This window comes from Kitasatospora sp. NPDC056184 (assembly GCF_042268405.1).
GTDB lineage: Bacteria > Actinomycetota > Actinomycetes > Streptomycetales > Streptomycetaceae > Kitasatospora.
In genome coordinates, this window is record NZ_JBHJUI010000030.1 from 32,184 (window position 1) to 47,973 (window position 15,790).

13 protein-coding genes and 2 tRNA genes are annotated in these 15,790 nt (G+C 72.9%); 11 read left to right on the top strand and 4 right to left on the bottom strand.

Going from position 1 to position 15,790, the window contains the following annotated elements; translation table 11 throughout:
- Window positions 1–9: 9 nt before the first annotated feature.
- Window positions 10–2,574, bottom strand: coding sequence for an aminopeptidase N (gene pepN / locus ACFC0B_RS35845; RefSeq protein ID WP_376095914.1), 2,565 nt, complete (start codon window positions 2,572–2,574; stop codon window positions 10–12).
- A 244-nt stretch (window positions 2,575–2,818) separates the two neighbouring features.
- Between pepN and ACFC0B_RS35850 the strand changes: the two genes are divergently transcribed.
- A complete protein-coding gene (locus ACFC0B_RS35850) occupies window positions 2,819–3,469 on the top strand; it encodes a DsbA family protein (protein WP_376095917.1) in 651 nt (216 codons plus the stop codon).
- 74 nt (window positions 3,470–3,543) lie between these two features.
- Here the strand turns inward: ACFC0B_RS35850 and ACFC0B_RS35855 are convergent, their stop codons facing one another.
- Window positions 3,544–4,956, bottom strand: coding sequence for an amino acid permease (locus ACFC0B_RS35855; protein ID WP_376095920.1), 1,413 nt, complete (start codon window positions 4,954–4,956; stop codon window positions 3,544–3,546).
- 300 nt (window positions 4,957–5,256) lie between these two features.
- Here ACFC0B_RS35855 and ACFC0B_RS35860 point away from each other — a divergent pair, with 300 nt between their 5' ends.
- The 4 genes from ACFC0B_RS35860 to ACFC0B_RS35875 all read left to right on the top strand — a co-directional run bounded on the left by ACFC0B_RS35860 (window position 5,257) and on the right by ACFC0B_RS35875 (window position 8,691).
- Window positions 5,257–5,856 carry a biotin transporter BioY gene (locus ACFC0B_RS35860; protein WP_376095923.1) on the top strand — a complete coding sequence of 200 codons (600 nt, stop codon included), beginning with the start codon at window positions 5,257–5,259 and terminating at the stop codon, window positions 5,854–5,856.
- Window positions 5,857–5,938: 82 nt separating this feature from the next.
- A complete protein-coding gene (locus tag ACFC0B_RS35865) occupies window positions 5,939–6,430 on the top strand; it encodes a ribose-5-phosphate isomerase (RefSeq protein ID WP_376095926.1) in 492 nt (163 codons plus the stop codon).
- Between the two features lie 405 nt (window positions 6,431–6,835).
- On the top strand, window positions 6,836–7,978 hold the full coding sequence (locus ACFC0B_RS35870) for a PP2C family protein-serine/threonine phosphatase (protein ID WP_376095929.1): 1,143 nt from the start codon (window positions 6,836–6,838) through the stop codon (window positions 7,976–7,978).
- Between the two features lie 518 nt (window positions 7,979–8,496).
- Complete coding sequence (locus tag ACFC0B_RS35875) at window positions 8,497–8,691, top strand: hypothetical protein (protein WP_376095932.1); 195 nt, start codon at window positions 8,497–8,499, stop codon at window positions 8,689–8,691.
- A 36-nt stretch (window positions 8,692–8,727) separates the two neighbouring features.
- Here ACFC0B_RS35875 and ACFC0B_RS35880 read toward each other — a convergent pair whose 3' ends face one another.
- Window positions 8,728–9,531: a DUF6348 family protein gene (locus ACFC0B_RS35880; RefSeq protein ID WP_376095935.1), complete on the bottom strand. Its 804-nt coding sequence runs from the start codon at window positions 9,529–9,531 to the stop codon at window positions 8,728–8,730.
- A gap of 226 nt (window positions 9,532–9,757) precedes the next feature.
- On the opposite strand from ACFC0B_RS35880, the gene ACFC0B_RS35885 reads away from it, so the two are divergent.
- Window positions 9,758–10,342, top strand: coding sequence for a hypothetical protein (locus ACFC0B_RS35885; RefSeq protein WP_376095938.1), 585 nt, complete (start codon window positions 9,758–9,760; stop codon window positions 10,340–10,342).
- Window positions 10,343–10,426: 84 nt separating this feature from the next.
- On the opposite strand, the gene ACFC0B_RS35890 is transcribed toward ACFC0B_RS35885, so the two are convergent.
- A tRNA-Gly gene (locus tag ACFC0B_RS35890) sits at window positions 10,427–10,497 on the bottom strand.
- A 145-nt stretch (window positions 10,498–10,642) separates the two neighbouring features.
- Here ACFC0B_RS35890 and ACFC0B_RS35895 point away from each other — a divergent pair.
- From ACFC0B_RS35895 to ACFC0B_RS35915, 5 genes are all read left to right on the top strand, one after another.
- A tRNA-Pro gene (locus ACFC0B_RS35895) sits at window positions 10,643–10,716 on the top strand.
- Between the two features lie 98 nt (window positions 10,717–10,814).
- On the top strand, window positions 10,815–12,347 hold the full coding sequence (locus ACFC0B_RS35900; RefSeq protein ID WP_376095941.1) for an MDR family MFS transporter: 1,533 nt from the start codon (window positions 10,815–10,817) through the stop codon (window positions 12,345–12,347).
- A gap of 255 nt (window positions 12,348–12,602) precedes the next feature.
- Complete coding sequence (gene tig / locus ACFC0B_RS35905; protein WP_376095944.1) at window positions 12,603–14,000, top strand: trigger factor; 1,398 nt, start codon at window positions 12,603–12,605, stop codon at window positions 13,998–14,000.
- 287 nt (window positions 14,001–14,287) lie between these two features.
- On the top strand, window positions 14,288–14,905 hold the full coding sequence (locus tag ACFC0B_RS35910) for an ATP-dependent Clp protease proteolytic subunit (RefSeq protein ID WP_376096046.1): 618 nt from the start codon (window positions 14,288–14,290) through the stop codon (window positions 14,903–14,905).
- A 56-nt stretch (window positions 14,906–14,961) separates the two neighbouring features.
- A complete protein-coding gene (locus ACFC0B_RS35915; RefSeq protein ID WP_344344462.1) occupies window positions 14,962–15,624 on the top strand; it encodes an ATP-dependent Clp protease proteolytic subunit in 663 nt (220 codons plus the stop codon).
- Window positions 15,625–15,790: the final 166 nt, after the last annotated feature.

Genomic DNA, 15,790 nt, shown 5'->3' on the forward strand with positions numbered 1-15,790 from the left:
TCCGTCCGCTCAGGCCCGGTCGCAGGCCTGCGCCCGCAGCGCGCGGGCCAGGTCGTCCCGGCGCTCCAGCACGAGCCGGCGCAGCGCGGGCGCCGCGTCCGGGTGCCCGGCCAGCCAGCCGTCCGCCTCGGCGAGGGTGGCCTCGTCCACCTGCGCCTGCGGGAAGAAGCCGCCGACGATGCGCATCGCGATCTCGATCGTCCGCTCGGCCCAGACCCGCTCCAGCAGCTTGAAGTAGGGCGCGGCGTACAGGGTGGTCAGGTCGCGGTGCGCGGGCACCGCGAAGCCGGCGATGTTGGCCTCGACCAGTGCGTTGGGCAGTTCGTCGGAGTCGATCACGGCGGACCAGGCGGCGGCCTTGGCCTCCGGGGTGGGCCGGGCGGCCAGGCACTGGGTGTGCTGGCGGCGGCCGCCGGCGGTGTTGTCGGCGGCGAGCTCCCCGGCCAGCTCCTCCTCGGTCGCCTGGCCGGCCGCGGCGAGCGCCAGCCACAGCGCCCAGCGCAGCTCCTGGTCGACCTCCAGGCCGTCGATCCGGGCGGTGCCGGCCAGCAGGCCGCGGACCAGGCCGAGGTGCTCGGAGCCGTTGGCGGTCTGCGCCAGGAAGCGGGCCCAGGCCAGCTGGTGGTCGCCGCCGGGGGCGGCGGCGCGCAGCTCGTGCAGCGCGCCGTCGGCGAGCAGCCGGCCGCCCTCGCCGCGCCAGGCCGGGTCGGCGTAGAGGTCGACGGCGCCCTTGGCCTGGGTGTGCAGCGACTGCAGGACGCCGATGTTGGCCTCCTGGCCGGCGAACCGCAGGACCAGCGCGACGTAGTCGCGGGCCGGCATCAGGGCGTCGCGGGTGAGGTTCCAGACGGCGGACCAGGCGAGCGCGCGGGCCAGGTCGTCCTTGATGTCGCCGAGGCCGGTGCGCAGGGTCTCCAGCGACTCCTCGTCGAAGCGGATCTTGCAGTAGGTCAGGTCGTCGTCGTTGAGCAGGACGAACGCGGGCCGGGTGAGGCCGACGGCCTCGGCGACGGCGGTGCGGGCGCCGGTGACGTCCAGTTCGAAGCGGGCGGTGCGCACCAGCGCGCCGTCGGCGTCCCGGTCGTAGAGGCCGACCGCGATCCGGTGCGGGCGCAGCACCTCGCCGTCCTGGAGGACGGCGAGCTCGGTGATCCGGCCCTCGGCGTCGGCGGTGAGCTGCGGGGTGAGGGTGTTGACGCCGGCGGTCTGCAGCCAGGCGGCGGCCCAGGACTTGAGGTCGCGGCCGCTGGTCTCCTCCAGGATGTCCAGCAGGTCGGCGAGTTCGGTGTTGCCGAAGGCGTGCCGCTGGAAGTAGCGGCGGGCGCCCTCGAAGAAGGCGTCGGCGCCGGCGTAGGCCACCAGCTGCTTGAGCACCGAGGCGCCCTTGGCGTAGGTGATGCCGTCGAAGTTGAGCTTGGCGTCCTCGAGGTCGCGGATGTCCGCGGTGATCGGGTGGGTGGTGGGGAACTGGTCCTGCCGGTAGGCCCAGGCCTTGCGCTGGTTGGCGAAGGTGACCCAGGCCGACTGGAAGCGGGTGCCGGCGCCGACCAGGCCGTAGGAGCCCATGAAGTCGGCGAAGGACTCCTTCAGCCACAGGTCGTCCCACCAGCGCATGGTGACCAGGTCGCCGAACCACATGTGCGCCATCTCGTGCAGGACGACGTTGGCGCGGCCCTCGTAGGCGGCGTCGGTGACCTTCGAGCGGAAGACGAACTCCTCGCGGAAGGTGACGCAGCCGGGGTTCTCCATGGCGCCGATGTTGTACTCGGGGACGAACGCCTGGTCGTACTTGCCGAAGGGGTACGGGTAGGCGAACCGCTCGTGGAAGAAGTCGAGTCCGAGCTTGGTGACGCCGAGGATCTCGTCGGCGTCGAAGTACGGGGCGAGCGACCGGCGGCACATCGCGGAGAGCGGGATGTCCAGCACGGTGCCGTCGTCGAGGGTGCGGCTGTAGTGGTCGCGGGCGACGTGGTACGGGCCGGCGACGACGGCGGTGAGGTACGTGGAGATCGGCCGCGTCGGCGCGAACTCCCAGGTGCGGGTGGCGTCCTCGGCGGTGACGGTCTCGTGCGGGGCGTTGGACCAGACGTCCCAGGCGGCCGGCGCGGTGACGGTGAAGGTGAACGGGGCCTTCAGGTCGGGCTGTTCGAAGGTGGCGAAGACCCGGCGGGCGTCGGCCGGCTCGTAGTGGGTGTAGAGGTAGGTCTCGCCGTCGGCGGGGTCGGTGAAGCGGTGCAGGCCCTCGCCGGTGCGGCTGTAGGCGCAGTCGGCCTCGACGGTGAGCACGTTCTCGGCGGCGAGGCCGTCGACGTGCACCCGGGCGCCGTCGTAGGCGGCGGCCGGGTCGAGGGCGCGGCCGTTGAGGGTGACGGCGCGCACGGCGGGGGCGAGCAGGTCGACGAAGGTCGACGCGCCCGGCTCGGCGCAGCGGAAGGCGATGGTGGTGGTGGAACGGAAGGTGGCGGCCGCGGGGTCGGGGGCCGAGGTCACGTCCAGCCGGACGCGGTAGGCGTCCACGGTGAGGATGCTGGCCCGCTGCTGGGCTTCGTCGCGGCTCAGGTTCTTGCCCGGCACGGCGTTACTCCTTTGTCCGGCTCGCACGGTGGTGCGGTCTTCGCTGGTGCGGTGGTGCGGCGCGCTGTGGTGCTGCGGGGGCATCCTTTCACGCCCCCCGCGCCGGTACCATTGCACAACTCGGACGGGTGGGCCGGAATCAGCGGCAGGGGCCGGGCGTTGCCGCTCTGGGGGACGGGGCGCGCTGTGCCCGTAACGGCTCCCGACCCGCATCTTCCCGGACGATTCTCGAAGGACGACAGCCGTGACGACTTCCGCTGGTGCCGCCGGCGCCGCCGAGCGCAAGACCGCCGACTTCTGGTTCGACCCGGCCTGTCCGTGGGCCTGGATGACGTCCCGCTGGCTGATCGAGGTCCAGCGGCTGCGCCCGGTGGACGTGAACTGGCACGTGATGAGCCTGTCGGTGCTCAACGAGGACCGCGACCTCCCGCCGCAGTACCGGGAGCTGCTGGACAACGCCTGGGGCGCGGTGCGGGTGTGCATCGCGGCGGCGAAGCAGCACGGCGACGAGGTGCTGGGCCGCCTCTACACCGAGCTGGGCACCCGCTTCCACAACCAGGGCCTGCCGCAGAACCGGGAGACGATCGAGGCGGCGCTGGTCGCGGCCGGGCTGCCGGTGGAGCTGGCGGAGGCGGTCGGCACCGACGCGCACGACGAGGCGCTGCGCCTGTCGCACAAGGAGGGCATCACCCTGGTCGGCGAGGACGTCGGCACCCCGGTGATCGCGGTCGAGGGCGCGGACGGCGAGCGGGTCGCGTTCTTCGGCCCGGTGGTGACGCCGATCCCGCGCGGCGAGGCCGCGGCCCGGCTGTGGGACGGCACCCTGCTGGTGGCCTCGACGCCGGGCTTCTACGAGATCAAGCGGACCCGTACCGCGAGCCCGTCCTTCGAGTAGGACGGACGGCGAGGGGCCCGGTACCGCGCGGTACCGGGCCCCTCGCCGTGTCCTCGCGCGCCTCGCGCCCGGCGTCAGCCGCGGGCGGCGTCCCGGCGCTGCTTGAGCAGGCCGGCGCCGGTGAGCAGCGCGACCAGCACGCCGGCCGCGTACAGCTGCTGCCGGTTGCCCTCGGTGGTGGTCATCAGGGCGAGGATGCCGGCGACGGCGGCCATCGCGACCCAGGTCAGGTACGGGAAGCCCCACATCCGCACGGTGAGCAGCTCGGGCGCCTCGCGCTCCAGGCGGCGGCGCATCCGCAGCTGGACGACGCAGATGAACAGCCAGACGACCAGGATGGCGACGCCGGTGGTGTTCATCAGCCAGGTGAAGACGGTGTCGGGCCAGAGCTTGGCGGCCAGGACGGCGGCGAAGCCGAACAGGCAGGAGGCGAGCACGGCCCGCCGGGGGACGCCGCCGGAGACCTTGGCGAGGGCGCGCGGGCCCTGGCCGCGGCCGACCAGCGAGTAGGCCATCCGGGAGGCGCCGTAGATGTTGGCGTTCATCGCGGACAGCAGCGCGATCAGGACCACGACCTGCATGATCGTCCCGGCGCCGGGCACCCCGAGGTGGCGCAGCACGGTGACGTAGGGGCCGTCGGCGACGACCGCCGGGTCCTTCCAGGAGACCAGGGTGACGACCAGCGCCATCGAGCCGATGTAGAAGACCGCGATCCGCCAGACGGCGGTGCGCACGGCGTTGGCGACGTTGCGCCGGGGGTCCTCGGACTCGGCGGCGGCGATGGTGACGGTCTCCAGGCCGCCGTAGGCGAAGACGGAGGCGAGCAGGCCGACGATCAGTCCGCTGACGCCGGTGGGCAGGAAGCCGCCCTGGCCGGTGAGGTTGGCGGTGCCGGGGGCGCCGGGGCCGAGCACGCCGGCGACGCCGAGGCCGCCCAGCACCAGGAAGGCGATGATCGCGGCGACCTTGACGGCGGCGAACCAGAACTCGAACTCGCCGAAGTTCTTCACCGCGGTGAGGTTGCTGGCGCAGAAGAACACCATGAACAGGGCGACCCAGATCCAGGCGGAGACGCCGGGGATCCAGCCGTTGACGATCCTGCCGGCGGCGGTGGCCTCGGCGGCGACGCCGCAGCAGAGCATCACCCAGTACATCCAGCCGGCGGTGATCCCGGCCCAGGGGCCGAGCTCCTTCTCGGCGTGCACGGAGAAGGAGCCGGAGGCCGGGCGGGCCGCGGACATCTCGCCGAGCATCCGCATGATCAGCATGACCAGCAGGCCGGAGAGCACGAAGGCCAGGATGATGGCGGGCCCGGCCGCGGCGATGCCCGCGCCGGAGCCGACGAACAGGCCGGCGCCGATGACGCCGCCGAGCGCGATCATCGAGAGGTGGCGCGGCTTGAGCCCGTGCGAGAGCTGCTGGCCGGCGGCCGGGGGAGCGGGTGCGGTGGTCCCGGGCGGCGCGGTGGTCGCGGAGGTGGGGGCCATGGGGGGTGGATCCAGACTGTTCGACATGTGGTGCGAGCTGTCCAATATCCGGTGACGTGGCTGTGCATGCCAAGAATGTCCGGTTCGGGATCAGCATGCGGACCCCATGGTGACAGCCCGGGCGCGCGTGCTCACGTTCCGTCGCCCCGGTGGGTCGGGACCCGACAAGGAGGGCGGCCGGGGCTTTGTCCGGATCCCTGACGGTGTTCGGCGTGATCGCCGCGTAGGTTCAGAGTGATCACCCACTCGATCCGCTGATCCTTCGATCGTCCGGATCCCGCCGTGCCGAGGAGAAGCCCGATGGCCACCGCCAGCACCCCCGTTCCGAGCCGCGCCGTCCTGGCGGACCTGCTGCCCGCCGCCGGCACCCGCCTCGGCACCCAGGCCCGCGACCTCGCCCTGGTCGCCGGCGGTGCCGCGCTCACCGGCCTGGCCGCCCAGCTGTCGGTGAACGTCCCCGGCTCCCCGGTGCCGGTCACCGGCCAGACCTTCGCCGCCCTGCTGGTCGGCACCGCGCTCGGCACCCGCCGCGGCGTCGCCTCGCTCGGCCTCTACCTGCTGGCCGGCATGGCGGGCGTGCCGTGGTTCGCCGAGGGCTCCTCCGGCTGGTCGATGCCCTCGCTCGGCTACGCGATCGGCTTCGTGCTGGCCGCCGGCTTGGTCGGCGCGCTGGCCCGGCGCGGCGCCGACCGCTCGCCGGCGCGCACCGCCGTCGCGATGGTCCTCGGCAGCCTCGCCATCTACGCGGTCGGCGTGCCCTACCTGGCGTTCGCCCTCGACGTCACGCCGGCCCGCGCCGCCGAGCTCGGCCTCTACCCGTACCTGGTCGGCGACGCCCTGAAGGCCGCCCTCGCCGCCGGCGCCCTCCCGCTGGCCTGGAAGCTCCTCGGCCGCCGCTGACGCCTGTTCCCCGGGCCGGGCGCCCGCCGGACGCGCCGCCCCCTGCGGAGCCCGGGTCCGCGCGCATGCCACACTCATGGGCATGCGCGTGTACCTGGGCTCCGACCATGCCGGATACGAACTGAAGAACCACCTCGTGGAGTGGCTCAAGGAGGCCGGCCACGAGCCGGTCGACTGCGGGCCGCACATCTACGACGCCCTCGACGACTACCCGCCGTTCTGCCTGCGCGCCGCCGAGCGCACCGCCTCCGACCCGCAGTCGCTGGGCATCGTGATCGGCGGTTCGGGCAACGGCGAGGCGATCGCCGCCAACAAGGTCAAGGGCGTCCGTGCGGCGCTGGCCTGGAGCGAGCAGACCGCCGCGCTCGGCCGCGAGCACAACAACGCCAACGTGATCTCCATCGGCGGCCGGATGCACACCGAGGACGAGGCCACCAGGTTCGTCGAGATCTTCCTCAACACCCCGTACAGCGGCGACGAGCGGCACACCCGCCGGATCGACATGCTCAGCGTGTACGAGACCACCGGTGAGCTCCCGCCGATCCCGGCCCACCACCCGCAGCAGGAGGGCTGACCCCTCCCGCCCGTCCCGGCTCCTCCCGGCCCGCGGACGGGGTGCGGAACCGGCCGGACGGCGGCTGGACGGCCGCTGGGAGATCGCTGTGTGATCGGCCACAGGCGCGCGCCCCGGCGCACCCCGCGCGCGACCGCCCGCGCGACGGAGCGCGCGCCGTCCGGGCGGTTCGTACGCCCTGTGCCCGTACGCCTCCTGACGCCCCGGCCGCCGCCCCCCGCAATCGGCCGAAACCCGCTGACGCGCCCGCGCCACCCCGCCCCCGCTCCCGCCCGGCCCGTCGACGCCGGGCGGGAGCGCTGGATATGGTCGGTCCTCATGGCTGGCAGAGCGCCGGGCACACCGCCCCAGACGACTGCGACGAGGCCCGGCGCCGCCCCGGCGTCCGACCCCGTGACGGCCCGGTTGCGCAAGAGGCTCCGCCGGGTCCGCCGAAGGCTGCGCACCGCCGGTGTGGACTGGTTCCGCGGCGGGGCGGCCGACTGGCCGGTGCTCTGCGCGCTCGCCCTGCTGGTCCCGCTGCTGATCCTGCTCAACGTCTGGTGGCCCGCCTGGGCCCCGCCCACCGCGCTGGTCCTGCCGATCCTGGCGGCGGCCCTGCTGCTGCGCCCCGGCTCGCTGGTGGTGCTGTACGCGCTGGCCGCGCTCGGCCTGTCCGCCGAGTCGGTCATCCACACCGGCCAGCGGGTGGCCAGCGACCACCCCGAGGCCTACACCTACGGGGTCACCCCCGGCGCCGCCCTGGTGGTCGGCGCGGCCGGGGTCGGCGGCCTGCTGCTGGCCCAGTTCCGCAGCCGGGTGGGCGTGCCCTGGTGGGGCGGCTCGACGATGCTCTTCGACCTGCGCGAGCGGCTGCGGGTGCAGAGCCGGGTGCCCCGGCTGCCGGACGGCTGGCACGCCGACATGGCGCTGCGCCCGGCCGGCGGGCAGTCCTTCTCGGGCGACTTCGTGGTCGCCGACCGCACCGGCCCCGGCCGCCGGGTGCTGGAGGTGGTCCTCGCGGACGTCTCCGGCAAGGGCATGGACGCCGGCTCGCGGGCGCTGCTGCTCTCCGGCGCGTTCGGCGGGCTGCTCGGCTCGCTGCCCGCGCACGACTTCCTGCCCGCCGCCAACGGCTACCTGCTGCGGCAGTCCTGGGAGGAGGGCTTCGCGACCGCCGTGCACCTGGTGCTGGACCTGGACACCGGCGAGTACGAGCTGCTCTCGGCCGGGCACCTGCCCGGCATGCAGCGGCTGGCGGGCGCCGGCCGCTGGGAGGTCAAGGAGGCGCTGGACGGACCGGCGCTCGGCATCTACGACGGTGCCAAGTTCGAGGGCGTGCGGGGGCGGCTGAACCGCGGCGACGTCCTGATGCTGTGCACCGACGGCATGGTCGAGGCGCCCGGCCGGGACCTCTCGGAGGGCATGGACCGGCTGATGGGCGAGGCGGACCGGCTGGTGCCGGGCGGCGGCCCCGGCGCCGTCGGCGGTGCGGCGTCCCGGCTGATCGAGACGGTCGCCCGGGACATCAACGACGACCGCGCGGTCCTGCTGTTCTGGCGCGACTGAGCGGTGCGGAACGGGGCTCCGGGGCCCCTTCGTGGCGGTGGCGCGACGGCATGTGCCAACGGCAGCTGCTTGTCAAGCCCCGGAGCTGATCTTCAGCCAATTCCGTCACCCGGGAAGCAGAGCGGACCTGCCGGTTCCGGTCTGCCCCGCCGGACGCTTCCCGGCCGCTCAGCGGTGCCCCGCCGACGATTCGTCAGGATGTCTCGGCTATCGTCCCGGTCGGCGGAAACTCGTCTCGCATCGCAGGATATCGGCGTTCGACCGACTGTCAGACCTTTACGCAATCGGCACGGTCGACCACACTGAGTCCGGGCGGGACTGTTCAGGATTCGGGGGATGGGGGGCGTCACATGCGGCACGACGGACACCGTGCGGTCGTAGCGTGCGGCCTTCCCTCCGGCCTCGACGGGCCGGACGATCTGCCGTTCCGCCCCGGGACCGTCGGACAGGCCGGGGTCCGGCTTCACAGGGGCCGTCAGCCGGTGGCGCCCCGCTATGAAACGAGGAAGTGAGTCCGGGTGGCACTCTCCGTCTCCGCGCTGGTCCTGTTCGGCATCATCTGCTTCATCTTCATCCGCCAGAAGCAGCTGAAGCCCGGGCACTTCATCCTGGCCGCCCTGTTCGGCTTCATGCTCAACCAGAGCACCGCGGCCCAGCCGATCCAGGACTTCCTGAACGAGATCGCCAAGTCCATCTCCAACATCACCAGCTGACCCCGGGACCGCCGGCCCGCCGAGGCCGGCGCCCCGTCACCGGTCGGCGCGCCTCGCCTGCCGCCACCGGGCGAACAGGCCCCGCGGGCGCGCCGCCGCCACGGCCGCCGGCCGGGCGGGCGCGACCCCGAGGGCGCCGGCGGGTGCGGTCACCGGCGCCGAGGGCTCCTCGCGGGCCGTCAGCAGGACGAACAGCCGCGCCCAGCACAGCCGCTCGCCGCGCGGCCAGTCCAGCGCGCGCAGCGCCGCCGAGGCCGCTTCGTCGACCTCGCCGTCGACCCTCACCTCGGCCACGTCGTCCCCCGACCGCCCGCCGAGGAACAGCTTCACCCCGTGCGGGCGCCGCGCGCCCGGGGCACTCAGCGCCGGCAGCAGCGCGGGCGCCAGGGCCGGTACCACCCGGTTCCCGGCCAGCCAGGCCGCCAGGTGCTCGTTGCCGAACCCGAAGACCGCCGCCGGCCCCTGGACGGCGTGCCAGCCGGGCAGTTCGGGATGGTCGGCGTGGTCGGCGTGCGCACCGCGGCCCTCCCGCAGTTCGACCAGCGCGGTCGCCGTGGTGGTCGCCCACATCCGCACCGCGTTGTCGAGCTTCTCCTCCTCGGTCTTGCCGAGACCGGCCGCGCAGTCCCACACCACCGGCGCGTCCGCCCGGCCGAGCTCCAGCGCCCAGCCGAGGTCGACGTGCCCGGCGCCCTCGCCGCCGGGGTGCTCCCGGACGGCCACCGCGACCGTCCCCGGGCCGCGCACCACCTCGCCGTCGACGGTGAACTCCTGCCCGAACCGCGCCATCTCCCGGACCACGCAGTGCTGAATGACGGCCAGTCGGTCCTGCGGGCGCACGGGGACTCCTCCGCTCACGGCTTCGAATCGTCTCGAACGCCATCGGCCATCGAACTGCTCTCGAACGCCGCCGAGGCTATCGGCCCGGAGGCCCCCCGGGAAACCGGCCGGGCGCCGCCGTACGGTCCGGCCGCGGCCCGGCCACCGCACCGCTCCGGTCGCAGAAATGACCGTCATGCACCATTTTGGGTAGCGGAAACCGCCGGCACCGCCTGGAGAGCCCCGCATGCCCCGCACCGCCCCGACGCCCGTTCGGCCGCCCGCCCCGACGCCCGCCCCGACGTTCACCCCGCCGCCCGCCGCGCTGCTCACCCCGGACACCTCCGGGCTGGTCGCCGAGATCGAGGCGTACCTGGCCTCGCTGCCCGCCCCCGCGCGCACCCCGGCGCCCTACGCCGTCCGCCCGTACGGCTCGGTGCTGCGGCCCTGGCACGCCGGCCACCCGACGCCCCGGGCCACCCTGCTCGACCGGGCGCTGCGCCGCCCCGCCCGGCCCGTGCCGGTCACCGCCGCCGAGCACCTGGACCTGGCCTCCCGCTACATCACCGCGCACGGCTGGCTGCAGGGGGCGATGTGGGACGCGGCCGGCCGGGTCTGCCTGCTCGGCGCCCAGGCGGCGGTGCTCGCCCACGGCTTCGGCACCCCGGCCACCGTGCGCACCGCCCGGGTCCAGCTGATGGAGGTGCTGCACGCCACCGGCCGCCCGGTGCGCTCCCCGGACGAGTTCAACGACCGGCCCGCCACCCGGCAGGCCGACGTCCACCGGCTGCTGGAGCGGGCCGCCGCCCGGGCCGCCCGGCTGGGCCTGTGACCGCCGGGGCCGGCTGACCCGCCGTCGGGAACGCGAACGGCCCCGCCGGATGCGGTGCATCCGGCGGGGCCGTTCGTCCTGCGGAGCGGGCGACGAGAATCGAACTCGCGTGACTAGTTTGGAAGACTAGGGCTCTACCATTGAGCTACGCCCGCGCGATCCCCCGGCCGTCACCGGACGGAAGGTCGGGAACAGCGTACCTGGTCCGGTCGGCTGTGCGCACACCCCGTTCGCGGTGAGGGCCTCGGAATATCTCGGCGATCCGGCAGGGCCCGGCGTGTACGCTTCCTCTCGGCACCACGGGGTGTGGCGCAGTTTGGTAGCGCGTCCGCTTTGGGAGCGGAAGGCCGTCGGTTCGAATCCGGTCACCCCGACCGTGCGCAGGGTCTCGCCCAGGGCGGGGCCCTGTTGTCGTTTCCGGGCCCGGTCCGGCAAGGTTGGTGGTTGATTTTTCACCGAACCTGGAGTCCCGATGAGTGCGACGAGCCCGACCCGGCCGACGCGGATGAATCCCAAGATCGCGGTCGGCGTCGTCTTCGTCGCCTCGCTGTTCATGACGATCATGGACGGCACGATCGTCAACGTGGCCCTGCCCTCGATCGGCCGGGACTTCGGCACCGACCCGGCGGCGGTCGGCGTGATCAACGTCGGCTACCTGGTCAGCCTGGCCGTCTTCGTCCCGCTCTCCGGCTGGCTCGGCGACCGGTTCGGCACCCGCCGGGTCTTCCTGTACGCGCTCGCCCTGTTCACCGCCGCCTCGCTTCTGTGCGGGGCGGCCGACTCGCTGGCCTCGCTCACCCTGTACCGGATCCTCCAGGGCGCGGCCGGCGGCCTGCTCACCCCGGTCGGGATGACCATGCTCTTCCGCGCCTTCCCGCAGGAGGAGCGGATGCGGGCCACCCGGGTGCTGATGCTGCCCACCGCCGTCGCCCCGGCCAGCGGGCCGGTGCTCGGCGGCTGGCTGGTGGACGGCTGGTCCTGGCACTGGGTCTTCATCGTCAACGTGCCGGTGGGCGTCGCCGGGCTGCTCTTCGGCCTGTTCTTCCTGCCCGACTACCGCGTCGAGCGGGCCGGGCGGTTCGACGCGGCTGGCTTCCTGCTCGCCGCCGTCGGCTTCGGCGGCACCATGTACGCGCTCTCCGAGGGCGCCTCCCAGGGCTGGGGGAGCGCGCGGATCATCGCCCCGGCGCTCGCCGGGCTGCTCGCCCTCGCGGCCCTGGTCGCGGTCGAGCTGCGCCGCCCCGAGCCGATGCTCGACCTGCGGCTCTTCCGGGACCGGATCTTCCGCACCACCAACCTGCTCTCGCTGTTCTCCGGCGCGGCCTTCCTCGGCATGCTCTACCTCTTCCCGCTGCTGATGCAGGACGCGCTCGGCATGGACGCCCTGCACAGCGGGCTGATGGTGTTCCCCGAGGCGCTCGGCGTGATGCTCGCCTCCCAGGTGTCGGCCCGGCTCTACCCGCGGATCGGCCCGCGCCGGCTGCTCGCCGCCGGCGCCGCCGCGGTGGCCTGCTGCCTGGCCCTGATGGCCACGATCGGGCCGGAGAGCAACCTCTGGGCCGTGCGCGGGCTGCTCTTCCTCACCGGCTACGCGATGTCGCACGTCTTCATGCCGAGCCAGACCGCGGCCTTCGCGACGATTCCGGCCGCCGCCACCGGCGCCGCCTCCACCCTCTACAACGCCCAGCGCCAGCTCGGCTCGGCGCTCGGCGTGGCCGTGCTCGGCACCGTGCTGACCGCCGTCGGGCCGCTCACCGCGGACGCCTCGGGTACGCCCGTGGCGAACCTCACGGCCTACCGGGCGGCCTTCCTGACCGCGGCCGGGCTGGCCCTGCTGGCGGCCGTGATCGCGCTGCGGGTGCGGGACTCCGACGCCGCCGCGACCATGCGCCCGGCGCCGGTGTCCGGCGGCCGGGCCGGTGCCGGCGCGGCCGGACCGGAGGCGGCCGGAGCCGCTGCCGGGGGCGTGTCCGAACCGGCCCGGAAGGCCTCCGGAAGGGTCTGAGGGGGCCCGGACGGCGGCGTCCTGGCGTCCGCCTTTCGTGGTACCGGTAGGATGGGGCGCTGGCGGTAGTCCCTGTGGCGTCCACCCAGGTCAACCGCACGAGGGCGAGGAGTCACGCTCACCGTCCACCCCCCACGGGAGATGCAGCTCCAACCGCCCATCGCCCGTCTCGCCCCACCCGCATGGAAACCGGCCCCGGCCGGCGTCCGGGGAGGGCGCAGGCAACCTGACCGCAAGCCCATAGGAGACCTAACCGTGAAGAGCGCCGTCGAGACTCTGAACCCGACCCGGGTTCGACTCACCGTCGAGGTGCCCTTCGAGGAGCTCAAGCCCAGCCTCGACGCGGCGTACAAGAAGATCAACCAGCAGGTCTCGGTCCCGGGCTTCCGCAAGGGCAAGATCCCGAACCGGGTCATCGACCAGCGCTTCGGCCGTGGTGCCGTGCTGGAGGAGGCCGTCAACGACGCCCTGCCGCGCTTCTACACGCAGGCCGTCGACGAGGGCAAGATCGAGGTCCTCGGACAGCCCGACATCACCAACATCGAGGGTGTCGAGAAGATCGCCGACGGCGGTGACCTGAAGTTCACCGCAGAGGTCGACGTCCGCCCGGAGATCGCCCTTCCGGACTTCTCGACCATCGAGGTCACCGTCGACCCGATCGCGGTCTCCGACGAGGACATCGCCAAGTCCCTGGAGCAGCTGCGCGAGCGCTTCTCCTCGGTCAAGGACGTCGAGCGCGCCGCCGCCGAGGGCGACATCGTGGTCGTCGACCTGGAGGCCAAGGTCGACGGCGAGGTGCCGGACGACGGCACCGCCGCCGGCGTCAGCTACGAGATCGGCTCGGGCCGTCTGATCGACGGCATCGACGAGGCCGTCGTCGGCCTGGAGGCGGGTGGCACCGCCACCTTCACCACCGAGCTCAAGGGCGGCACCCAGGCCGGCAAGACCTCCGAGGTCACCGTCAAGGTCACCGCCGTCCAGGAGAAGGAGCTGCCCGAGCTGGACGACGAGTTCGCCCAGCTGGCCAGCGAGTTCGACAGCCTGGAGGACCTGAAGGCCGACTCCCGCAAGCGCCTGGAGCGCATGAAGGAGTACGACCAGGCCACCCAGGCCCAGGAGAAGGTGCTGGACGCGCTGCTCGGCCTGGTCGAGATCGAGTTCCCGGAGAAGCTTCTCAAGGACGAGGTCGAGACCCGCAAGCACAACCTCGAGCACCACCAGCTGGAGCCGATGGGCCTCACCCTGGCGAGCTACCTGGAGACCCAGGGCAAGTCGGAGGAGGAGTACACCGCGGAGATCGAGGAGCAGGCGAAGAAGGGCATCAAGACCCAGTTCGTCCTGGACCAGATCGTCGCGGACGAGGAGCTCAACGTCTCCCAGGAGGAGCTGACCGAGCACCTCATCCGCCGTGCCGCCGGTTCGGGCCTGACCCCGGACCAGTTCGCGCAGCAGGTCGTCCAGGGCGGCCAGGTTCCGCTGCTGGTCGGCGAGGTCGCCCGCGGCAAGGCCCTGGCCACCGTGGTCGAGGCCGCCAAGGTCGTCGACACCGAGGGCAACGAGATCAACTTCGACGACGACGAGGCCGACGAGTCGGCCGAGACCGTCGAGGCCCCGGCCGCCGAGGCCGAGGCCGAGGAGAAGACCGAGGCCTGACCGCCGCGGTCGCCTCGCCCCGAGGCGTGAGCGCGGGCCCGGACGCCGTACGGCGTCCGGGCCCGCGCCGTTCCCCGGCCCCGTCCGGAGCCCGCCGCGACCGCGAACCCTGCGCTCACAGCGAACAGTTCTGCGTGAGGGATTCAGCGGCCCGGCCTGCGCGTTAGGGTCCATGGACAGCAACAATCACGACGTGATACCCGGAAGCTGTGCGACATCGTGACGGCCGTGGAGCGACCGTCCAAATCGACTGAGCAGGTGGCTAAGTGACGTACCCGCAGATGCAGATGCCCGGCCCGATGGCGCCGCACGCCGCCGCTGGTGACGTGCTGGGCGGCCTCGGCGACCAGGTCTACAACCGGCTGCTCAACGAGCGGATCATCTTCCTCGGCCAGCAGGTCGACGACGACATCGCGAACAAGATCACCGCCCAGCTGCTGCTGCTGGCCGCGGACCCGGACAAGGACATCTTCCTCTACATCAACTCCCCGGGCGGCTCGATCTCGGCCGGCATGGCGATCTACGACACGATGCAGTACATCAAGAACGACGTCGTCACGATCGCCATGGGCATGGCGGCCTCGATGGGTCAGTTCCTGCTGACCGCGGGCGCCAAGGGCAAGCGCTTCTCGCTGCCGAACGCCAACATCCTGATGCACCAGCCCTCCGCCGGCCTCGGCGGCTCGGCCACCGACATCCGCATCCAGGCGGAGCAGCTGCTGCGCACCAAGAAGCGGATGTCCGAGCTGATCGCGTTCCACAGCGGCCAGTCCTTCGAGCAGATCACCCAGGACTCCGACCGCGACCGCTGGTTCACGCCGGAGGAGGCCCTGGAGTACGGCCTGATCGACGCGATCATGCACAGCGCCGCGGACGTCCCCGGCGGCGGCGGCACCGGCGCCTGAGCCCCGGCCGGGCCCACGAGACCACAGCCACAACGCTCCGGAGGACCAGAACACCCATGAACATCCCCAGCCTGTCGGCCGCCAAGGCCCGCGTCGAGGACATGCGGGCCGAGGGCCGCTACATCGTCCCGCGCTTCGTCGAGCGCACCTCGCAGGGCATCCGCGAGTACGACCCGTACGCCAAGCTGTTCGAGGAGCGCATCATCTTCCTCGGCTCCCAGGTGGACGACGTCTCCGCCAACGACATCATGGCGCAGCTGCTGTGCCTGGAGTCGATGGACCCGGACCGCGAGATCCAGATGTACATCAACTCGCCCGGCGGCTCGTTCACGGCCCTGACGGCCATCTACGACACCATGCAGTACGTCAAGCCGGACATCACCACCGTCTGCATGGGCCAGGCGGCCTCGGCGGCGGCCGTGCTGCTGGCGGCCGGCACCCCCGGCAAGCGGATGGCGCTGCCGAACGCCCGCATCCTCATCCACCAGCCGTACACCGAGACCGGCCGCGGCCAGGTCTCCGACCTGGAGATCCAGGCCAAGGAGATCTTCCGGATGCGCGAGCAGCTGGAGGAGATGCTGTCCAAGCACTCCAACAAGTCGGTCGAGCAGGTCCGCGACGACATCGAGCGCGACAAGATCCTCACGGCCGAGGAGGCCGTCGAGTACGGTCTGGTCGACCTGGTCATCTCGACCCGCAAGGCCTCGCTGACCTCCTGAGGCCGGCACCGGCCCTCCCCGCCCCCGGCGCACCGGCGGCTGCTCCGACGGCATCTGTTCGGTATCAATTCGCCCAGGGCGTAGGGCAGACCCGGCGAAGAGGGCGGAATCGGCGGCTCGGCAGAGTACCGTCGGATAGCGAGACCGATCGCCGTCGGCGTCGACG

Bases quoted from the DNA above. Each gene is read 5' to 3' on its own strand.
- ACFC0B_RS35855 (WP_376095920.1), bottom strand. From the start codon at position 4,956: ATGGCCCCCACCTCCGCGACCACCGCGCCGCCCGGGACCACCGCACCC.
- ACFC0B_RS35860 (WP_376095923.1), top strand. From the start codon at position 5,257: ATGGCCACCGCCAGCACCCCCGTTCCGAGCCGCGCCGTCCTGGCGGAC.
- ACFC0B_RS35865 (WP_376095926.1), top strand. From the start codon at position 5,939: ATGCGCGTGTACCTGGGCTCCGACCATGCCGGATACGAACTGAAGAAC.
- ACFC0B_RS35885 (WP_376095938.1), top strand. From the start codon at position 9,758: ATGCCCCGCACCGCCCCGACGCCCGTTCGGCCGCCCGCCCCGACGCCC.
- ACFC0B_RS35900 (WP_376095941.1), top strand. From the start codon at position 10,815: ATGAGTGCGACGAGCCCGACCCGGCCGACGCGGATGAATCCCAAGATC.
- ACFC0B_RS35910 (WP_376096046.1), top strand. From the start codon at position 14,288: ATGCCCGGCCCGATGGCGCCGCACGCCGCCGCTGGTGACGTGCTGGGC.
- ACFC0B_RS35915 (WP_344344462.1), top strand. From the start codon at position 14,962: ATGAACATCCCCAGCCTGTCGGCCGCCAAGGCCCGCGTCGAGGACATG.